This is a genomic window from Bifidobacterium polysaccharolyticum (genome assembly GCF_016101585.1).
GTDB lineage: Bacteria > Actinomycetota > Actinomycetes > Actinomycetales > Bifidobacteriaceae > Bombiscardovia > Bombiscardovia polysaccharolytica.
On the sequence record NZ_JACFQG010000004.1, the window covers coordinates 292,456 to 300,731 of the forward strand.

An 8,276-nucleotide genomic window follows, 5' to 3' on the forward strand; every position below is an offset into this window, starting at 1 on the left:
TCCGTGTGAAACGGGAGGGAGCGCATCATGGGGCGCTTCCGACTGAAAGGACGGATACGTATGTCAGGTGGGAAGAAGAGCAGGCGCACGATGCTGGTGGCTGCCCTGACCGCAGGGGCGTTGGCCTTGGGATATCTGGCGCCAGCCGCGTTCGCCGAGGGCGGTGGTGGCGGTTCCGGCGAGGGCGGTGGCGGTTCCGGCGGGCAGGTTCCATCGCAGACCGCCGACGTGCATTGGATCTACAAGGATTCCTGGCCCGCCACTCTGGAGGGCATGAAGCAGGCGATACGTGATTCGGGCACCACCCTGTCTTCCGATTTGGAGGATGGGTCGAATCAGTTCGTGGATATGAATGCCATCCTTGCCGACGCGATCTCGGAGTGCAAGGCCTCATACACCGGGGAGGGTGACGCGGAATGCCGGATGGTCGCTGTCGGCTACGCGCGCCTCGGCAACGGCGTGTTCAGCGGTTCCTATGTCAGTTCGAACGCGCGTCAGCGTTGGGAGTCCCAATGGGCCGCCGAAGGGCGCGGCACCTACCAGTACCAAGGCCAGTCGTACACGACCGGCACCACGTGGACCGATCGACTTGGCGTGCGTTCGGTGGATAGCCTGGTGCAGGATTCCATCAACGCCAATCCCGATGCCTCGTTCCGTGTGGTCGTGCTGGCCAAGAACCAGCCGCCCGTCGATTATCCGTTGACCGTCACCACCTCGCACCGCCAGCAGACCGACATGCAGGTCGGCTCGACCACGCCGGTCGGCGACACCATCCACGCGAACAACGGCGGCTCGTCGATCAAGGAGACCCTGCACGGCACCGCGATCGTGCACTACGATGGCGGCCCCTACACGCCGACGGGCAGCGTGAGCAAGCCGATCAGCTTCGCCAACAGCGGCGACACCGTGATCGACAACCTGGCCTCGCCGGGTGATTTCGGCATGGATTCCTGGGCCGAGGGCACATATTGGATCGACATCCAAGTGCCCAGGCAGGGAAGCATGCAGGCGGCCGTGGACACCACGGACCGGGATCCGGCGGAGACCTGGAAGGTCAGCGCCGTGCCGCCGGCCGATCCGGTCAAAAGCATCGAGGAAGGCGTCAGCGCCGACCAGATGACCAACCGCACCACCATCACGTATGGGACCGGCCGGGGCGGTTACGAGCTGAGTTTCAGGGACGTGATCGAACCCAACGGCGTCGATTACACGGTGGACGGCTTCACGCTCGTGGACGCCACCGACAACAATCGCGATGTCTCCAACGAGTTCGAGATCGGTTGGGACCGCGCATCGAACACGGTCAGCGCGGTCCGTTCGGCCAACAAGGGCATGATGCCGTTCGACCACGAGTATGTGTTCGGCTTCGATGTGACCGTCAGCCTGCCATCCGATTACCAGAACATCAGCGACCATGCGTGGGGCAAGTGGAACCAGCTGCCCGAGGCCGACGCGGGAGAACGCGAGTTCGACACCTGGCGTCCCAATCCCGACAAAAGCTGGATCATGCTCGACACTAATGGCAAGTGGCAGGCCGTGATCGACCCCGACCGCACCAACCAGACCGGCGGCGACGGCAAGGTGTTCCTCGACGGAGACCGCGTGGCCTCCGTGGTCAACGGCACCGTGCCGGCGAACCTGATCCAGGCCCCGCGGACGCTCACCTTGGTCGATGATTGGACAGCCGCCGACTACCTGTTCGACGCCGATGAAGCGGCGAACGTCCGAGTGTACGAGGCGGACGCGGGCACCGATCGCGAAAGCAGCGTAAGCGACATCGCCAACCGTGGCCGTGACATCACCGACCAGTGGGACATCACAACCGATGGCACCGTGGTCACCGCCACAGCCAAGGCCTCCTACCTGACCGGACTGAAGGACTTGGAGAAGGCCAGGCAGATCACGATGCTCGTGCCCGGCCGCGCGAACTACGCCAACGGGGCCGGAGCGGGCCAGGTGCGCGATGACTTCGGCATCGAAGCGGACGACGAGATCACGTTCTGCACCGCCGGCAAGAACGGCGCGGAGTTGACCAACGCCGGCTCGCAGACCATCAACACCCACACGGTCGAAACCAACGAGCCGAAGGTCTGCGGTTACGTGCCGTCCGTGGTCAAGGATGTGGTCGGGGAATCCTCCCAAGGCGGCGCCCAGGACAGCGTGGACGGCAAGATCGTCTTCCCCGGCCAGCGTCTCGAATACCGTCTGGAAACCCAGCCGCACCTGCCCGACAGTCTCGCCTACACTATCGTCGAGGTGGCGGTCACCGACACGTATGACGAGCACTTCCAGCCGGACAAGCAGACCCTGGAGGTCACCGACCTGACCACCGGCAAGTTCATCCCCAAGAGCCAGTACCGCAGCGAGTGGAACGACGCGAACCATGCCGTGCGTCTCGTGTTCGCCGACGACTATGTGCGGGCGAACTGGCTGGCGGGCACGAATCCCAGAATCATCATCAGATTCGAGGGCGTCGTGGCCGAGGATGCCCCGGCCGACACCGTGGTTGACAACCAGTGGGCGTTGACCTTGAACAACTCGGTCACACCAAGCAACAAGGTATGGAACGATCCGCCCGACTTCCAGCCGGGCAAGATGGCGCCTGCCGTCGAGCAGGCCGTCATATCGCCGCAGTAGGCACCGGTCAGCCACCAAATCAGATAATCCTTGGCATCGATTAGCACGTGGCGAACCTGCGCATACCGGTCGGGCTGATGCCTGGACATCCACATCAGCTTGGCTATAGGCAGGGACCCATCGCACGGATTCCCCACTCGGGCGCGGAAGGAATCAGCCCCATACATTTCCGTCAGCTCAGCAGACTCTTCTTCGGCCCTGCCGTCCGCGTACAGGATCGCCGGCCCGACAGGCTGCCCCAGCGCATCCAAGGCGATCAGGTCCTGCATCTGTCCGCTCATGATGATGCCGGTGACCTGGTCGCTCTTGAAATGCTCAAGAATCTTCCCAGCTTTAGCCAAAAGGTCACGGGACACCTCGATGAAGGCCTGCAGCCAATCCTCGGGATTCTGCTCGACACGTCCGTCAGTTGTGTCAATGGGTAGAAGACCGCTGGACGCGCACACCCTGGCAGAGCCCTGGTCATCCACAAGAACGGCCTTGACCTGCGTGGTGCCCACGTCGAATGCGGCTGTATAGGTCATACCGGTAATCCTAAGCCCTTCCAACCATTGGGATGCCGACATGATCCCGTATGTGGACCGGCGCAGTTACCTTTGGGATCCCGACCAGTCCACCACTGCTTCGACATTGTTCCCGTCCGGATCCAAGACGAAAGCCGAATAATATTTGGGATGATAATCACGCAGCCCGGGGGCACCATTGTCACGGCCCCCGGCAGCGAGCGCCTCCCTGTAAAAGGCATTTACCGTTACGGCATCAGCGGCCCTGAAGGCTATGTGCGTCACCGGTGAACCGGTCCCGTCCTCGCCTGGTGTCAGATAGAAGTCTGAGTGGGCTCCATCATCCTCAGCACCGAACCCAATGGTGGGCTCATGGTGGGCCTTGGCCACATACCCCAAAGGTGCCAGGGCTTTGCTATAGAAATCGATGGAAGCCCGGATATCCCGAACCTTCAGCGTCAGATGATCAATCATGTCCGTAATTCTAAGTGAATCATCAACCAATAAGGGCAGACCGCCCAGAATGACCTTTCCTCTGTGCAGCTCAATGCCGAGGATCACCAAACACAATTCTCAAGGCTACGGTTCAGATGTACTGGCCGCCGGGAAGGTGCATGAAGTCCTCCACCTTGTTCCATTTGACCGGGTATCCTGCTCCGTGGGCGCAGAAGACCGAGTCGGGAGTGTTCTCCAGGTCGGACTCGGGATCGTACCCGATGGAATCCACAAGAGCATCCTGGTCCTGGCAGGGACGATACCCGTTGAAGAAACAGGTCAGATGTCCGCGGCCATGGGTGTAGGTGCTGACCTGGATGGCATAATCACGCATCTGAGATACTGGCGCATCCCCTTCCAATTCGACAGTATCCCCGTCTGCCTGCGGTTCCGAGAAGCTGCCCTTCATCCGGTAGATGTCCGACATGGCCCTGCCCAAATTCTTCTGAGGAACAGTGAGTCTGAAATGGTACCAGGGCTCCAGAAGTATATTGTGCGCTTTCATCAGCCCCTGCCGGACGGCCCGGTAGGTGGCCTGGCGGAAGTCCCCGCCCTCGGTGTGCTTGATATGGCCGCGGCCATCCAATAGGGTGATGCGCATATCGGTGATGGGCGAACCCGTCAGAACTCCCAAATGCTCCTTCTCCGCAAGGTGGGTCATGATGAGCCGCTGCCAGTTCCCGTCCAGGCGATCGAGACTGCAGGTCGACGCAAAACTGAGACCGCTACCCGGCTCTGCAGGTTCCAGGAGCAGATGGACTTCGGCGTAATGGCGGAGGGGCTCGAAATGTCCAACGCCTTCGACGGGGGCCGCGATAGTCTCCCTATAGAGGATTCCGCCCTGGCTGAAGGAGACCTGCATGCCGAACCGTCGCTCCAACTCCTCCTGAATCACCTCCAACTGAACCTGGCCCATGATACGCAGGTGAATCTCCTGGAGCTGTTCCTGCCAGGCCACATGCAGGAGGGGATCCTCATCCTCCAAGATGCGCAAGGCGCTCAACAAGTGGTGCGGGTCCACCCCTTCGGCCTCCACTGCATAGGACAGCACCGGCTCCAGCACAGGAGTCAGATCCTTCCGCTCGCACCCAAGCCCCTGCCCCGGACGTGTCAGGTCAAGGCCGGTTGCCGCCACGATGCTTCCGGCCTGGGCGCAATCCGTCAACCTATAGGAGTCTCCCGAATAGACACGAAGCTGATCAACCGTCTCCCTGGTCTCAACGCGTCCGTTCTTCCCTATATCTCCGGCTGTCCTGTACGCCTCCGCAACAGAACCCGATTCTTTGCTGGCTTCATCTCCATGACGGAGCTCGGTGGCCAAAGAGGATTTGACCGGCAGCCCGCCACCGGTCACCTTGAGCCAGGTCAATCTGGCACCCTTGTCATCATGCGATACCTTAAACACCCTTGCACCGAACTGTTTGCCGTAGGCAGGCGAAAGGGTGTACCGCTCCAGCCCCTCCAGAAGCGCGTCGATTCCGTCCAAGCGCAGGGCAGACCCAAGGAAACAGGGGAAGAGGCGGCGGTCGGCAACCAGTCTCGCCAGACTTTCATCCGATATGCCCTCGGTCTTGAGATACTCCTCCATCACATTCCCGTCGAGCAGGGCCACATCCTCCATATCGCCATGCCCAAGTCCACGGCTCAAATCGAAGCAGTCCGGAGACCAGCGTTGCTTGCAGCTTTCAAGAATGCGAGTGGCATCAGCACCAGGGGCATCCAACTTGTTAATGAAGATGAAGGTGGGTACCCCGTAGCGTGCCAGAAGTCGCCAAAGCGTATCGACATACCCCTCTAATCCGGCTGTGGCATCGACGACCAGAAGAGCATAATCCAAGACTGAGAGCACCCGCTCCATCTCGGCCGAGAAATCCACATGGCCAGGTGTGTCGATGAGGGTCAGATCGACATCGCGATAGGTCAACCGGGCCGGCTTGGAGAAGATGGTTATGCCACGTTGACGCTCCAGATCGTTGGTATCCAGGTAGGCATCGCCATGGTCCACCCTGCCCAGACGGCGAATTCGTCCGCCCCGATAGAGCATGGCTTCCGAGAGCGTGGTCTTGCCGGCATCGACATGGGCCAGCATTCCCACCACTATTCTCTTGACCATCGGGGGCCTCCCTCGCTCTTCATGTTTATGCGCACTCTATGGTCAGTCTGCCGAAACCTGATAGGTCAGGTCGTGGATGACCCGTCCGGCCTTGATCCCCTTACGCTCGAAATTGGTCACGATTCTGCCGTCGAACCGCTCCGACTCCATGAACACGGCATGAGGCAGGGATTTGGCCTGATCAGCCGTCCCCTTGCCGACATGTTGGGTGGGCAGACTGACTCGTAGATTGCCCAGGTTTTTGAATCTCGGATTCTTATCCATCACCTCATGCACATGCAGGGCGTAATCCTCGATGTCGGTTGCAATTCGCCAGATGCCGCCAGGCACCAAGCACCTCGCCAGATCTTCAGCCAGAGCCGGCTGGACCAGACGACGCTTGTGGTGCTTCATCTTGGGCCAGGGGTCGGGGAAGAAGGTCCAGACTTCCTTGATCAGCCCAGGATCCATCCGGGCCAGAAGGTCCGGGGCGTTGACCTGGGCAAGCCGCAAATTATCCAGGTCGGATTTACCGGCCATCAGCATGGTATGGGCCAACCCTGGCTGATAGACCTCCAGGGCCAGGTAGTTCCTATCGGGGTGCTCCCGGGCGCTGGCGACGACGTTCTCCCCCTGGCCGGATCCGATCTCGACGATCAGCGGCGCCTCCCGTCCCCAGACCGACCCGATCATTGCTGCATCACAACGCAGGTCCTCGGCAACTGTCAACGAGCCCTCAGCCTGGCCCAAATCGAGCAGGTATCTGGTGGAATACCGAGCCCAAGCCCTCGCCAGCCGGTCGTTCAGCTTCTCGGACCGCCTCACATAGGAGACGATGGACCTCATGGGGGCCTTGCTCTGTCTTTCTGCACTCATCACAGCTCATATATATCCTAGAAAGCGGATACAAGCGGGCACAACAGTCACATGTGCCCGTGATATACTCAATCTAGAACAAAAAACAACAAAAGATTGCAAAACCGAACAAGCTCTTACGTCCGGTTTTCGACAGGAAAGGCATGTAAATGTCAGTTTTGGTTACAGGCGGCTGCGGATACATCGGCGCCCATGTGGTCCACGCCCTGCAAGAGGCCGGCAAGGAGGTCGTCGTGGTCGATGACCTCAGCTATGGCAAACCCGACCGGATCGGCAAGGCCCGTCTCTACGGCGCTGATGTGGCCGCTCCTGGTGCCGACGAACGTCTGGCTGAGATCATCGAGGAGAACAAGGTCGACTCGGTCATCCACTTCGCCGCCCGCAAGCAGGTGGGCGAGTCCGTGGAGAAGCCCATCTGGTACTACCGGCAGAACCTGAACGGCATGATCAACGTCCTGTCCGCAATGGCAAAGACCGATGCCAAGAAGCTGGTCTTCTCCAGCTCAGCCGCGACTTACGGCGAGCCTCCGGTCGACGTGGTCCCCGAGGATGTGCAGCCCATGGTCCCCATCAACCCCTACGGCCAGACCAAGTTGGTCGGCGAGTGGATGGCCCGGGCCTGCGAGCAGCCTTACGGCATCCGCTTCTGCGCCCTGCGCTACTTCAACGTGGCCGGCTGCGGACCGGTCAGCCTGGAGGACCCGGCTGTCCTCAACCTGATTCCCATGCTCTTCGACAGGCTGCGGCAGGGCAAGGCACCCGCCATCTTCGGCGACGACTACCCCACCCCCGACGGCACCTGCGTGCGCGACTACATCCACGTCTCCGATCTGGCCGATGCCCACATCGCCGCCCTGGACTACCTGGACCGCGACCAGCGCCGCTACGACGCCTTCAACGTGGGCACCGGCCAGGGCACATCCGTTCGCCAAATCGTGGACGAAGTCAGGAAAGTGACGGGTCTGCCCTTCACCGAGGCCATCAAGCCCCGCCGTGCCGGCGACCCGCCGCACCTGATCGGCGACCCCACCCGGATCAACACCGAGATGGGATGGCATGCCAAGTACGGCGTCGAAGAGATCGTCGAATCGGCCTGGAAGGCCTGGCAGGCCAACCCTGCCCACCACATCGACACCGATGGCTGGCAGCAGCAGGACTAGGCAGCGACGCGCCGGGGCTTGCATTCCCCCGGCGCTCATGTAAACTTTCCTCTTGGCTGTTCAAGCAGCCTCGGCTCCGTAGCTCAGTTGGTTAGAGCGCCGCCCTGTCACGGCGGAGGTCACCGGTTCAAGTCCGGCCGGAGTCGCTGGGAACGGTCTGACCCGGTTTTTCCGGGTCTTTTCGACTGTTCATGGCTCTGTAGCTCAGTTGGTAGAGCGAGCGACTGAAAATCGCTAGGTCAACGGTTCGATCCCGCTCGGAGCCACCAGCCATTAAGCCCCTGAGATTCTTAAGGAATCTAGGGGCTTAATTGATATTTCATGGGCTATAGGAACTAAACGCGTTGTTTATGTTGGGGGTTTGGCCTTGTGGCTGTAAGCGTGTTGGGTGGTTGTTAATAGGTCGGGTTGTTAATAGGGGTCTTGCAGGGGTGCCCGTTCCTGTTCGATTGGGGAATGAGAACCAGATCGAAGAGGGCCAGGCATTGCCCCATATGCCATGGGCGGATGCGC

General features: G+C 60.7%; 4 protein-coding genes, 2 tRNA genes and 2 pseudogenes. 4 read left to right on the top strand and 4 right to left on the bottom strand.

Going from position 1 to position 8,276, the window contains the following annotated elements; translation table 11 throughout:
- Window positions 1-60: 60 nt before the first annotated feature.
- Window positions 61-2,595 (top strand): annotated as a pseudogene (locus H3T90_RS08135) (LPXTG cell wall anchor domain-containing protein); the annotation flags it as partial.
- 68 nt (window positions 2,596-2,663) lie between these two features.
- On the opposite strand, the pseudogene H3T90_RS08940 reads toward H3T90_RS08135, so the two are convergent.
- From H3T90_RS08940 to trmB, 4 genes and pseudogenes are all read right to left on the bottom strand, one after another.
- A pseudogene (locus H3T90_RS08940) lies at window positions 2,664-3,203 on the bottom strand (FGGY family carbohydrate kinase); the annotation flags it as partial.
- A gap of 24 nt (window positions 3,204-3,227) precedes the next feature.
- Window positions 3,228-3,614 (bottom strand): VOC family protein, encoded by a 387-nt coding sequence (locus tag H3T90_RS08140; protein WP_198230188.1) that lies wholly within the window; start codon window positions 3,612-3,614, stop codon window positions 3,228-3,230.
- Window positions 3,615-3,726: 112 nt separating this feature from the next.
- Window positions 3,727-5,748: an elongation factor G gene (locus tag H3T90_RS08145; protein WP_198230189.1), complete on the bottom strand. Its 2,022-nt coding sequence runs from the start codon at window positions 5,746-5,748 to the stop codon at window positions 3,727-3,729.
- Between the two features lie 42 nt (window positions 5,749-5,790).
- On the bottom strand, window positions 5,791-6,603 hold the full coding sequence (gene trmB, locus H3T90_RS08150; protein WP_046323245.1) for a tRNA (guanosine(46)-N7)-methyltransferase TrmB: 813 nt from the start codon (window positions 6,601-6,603) through the stop codon (window positions 5,791-5,793).
- Between the two features lie 149 nt (window positions 6,604-6,752).
- Here trmB and galE point away from each other — a divergent pair, with 149 nt between their 5' ends.
- The 3 genes from galE to H3T90_RS08165 all read left to right on the top strand — a co-directional run bounded on the left by galE (window position 6,753) and on the right by H3T90_RS08165 (window position 8,032).
- Window positions 6,753-7,763, top strand: a complete 1,011-nt coding sequence (gene galE / locus H3T90_RS08155; protein WP_144177536.1) for a UDP-glucose 4-epimerase GalE — start codon at window positions 6,753-6,755, stop codon at window positions 7,761-7,763.
- A gap of 72 nt (window positions 7,764-7,835) precedes the next feature.
- Window positions 7,836-7,909: transfer RNA gene (locus H3T90_RS08160), tRNA-Asp, on the top strand.
- Window positions 7,910-7,956: 47 nt separating this feature from the next.
- Window positions 7,957-8,032, top strand: a tRNA-Phe gene (locus tag H3T90_RS08165).
- Window positions 8,033-8,276 lie beyond the last annotated feature (244 nt).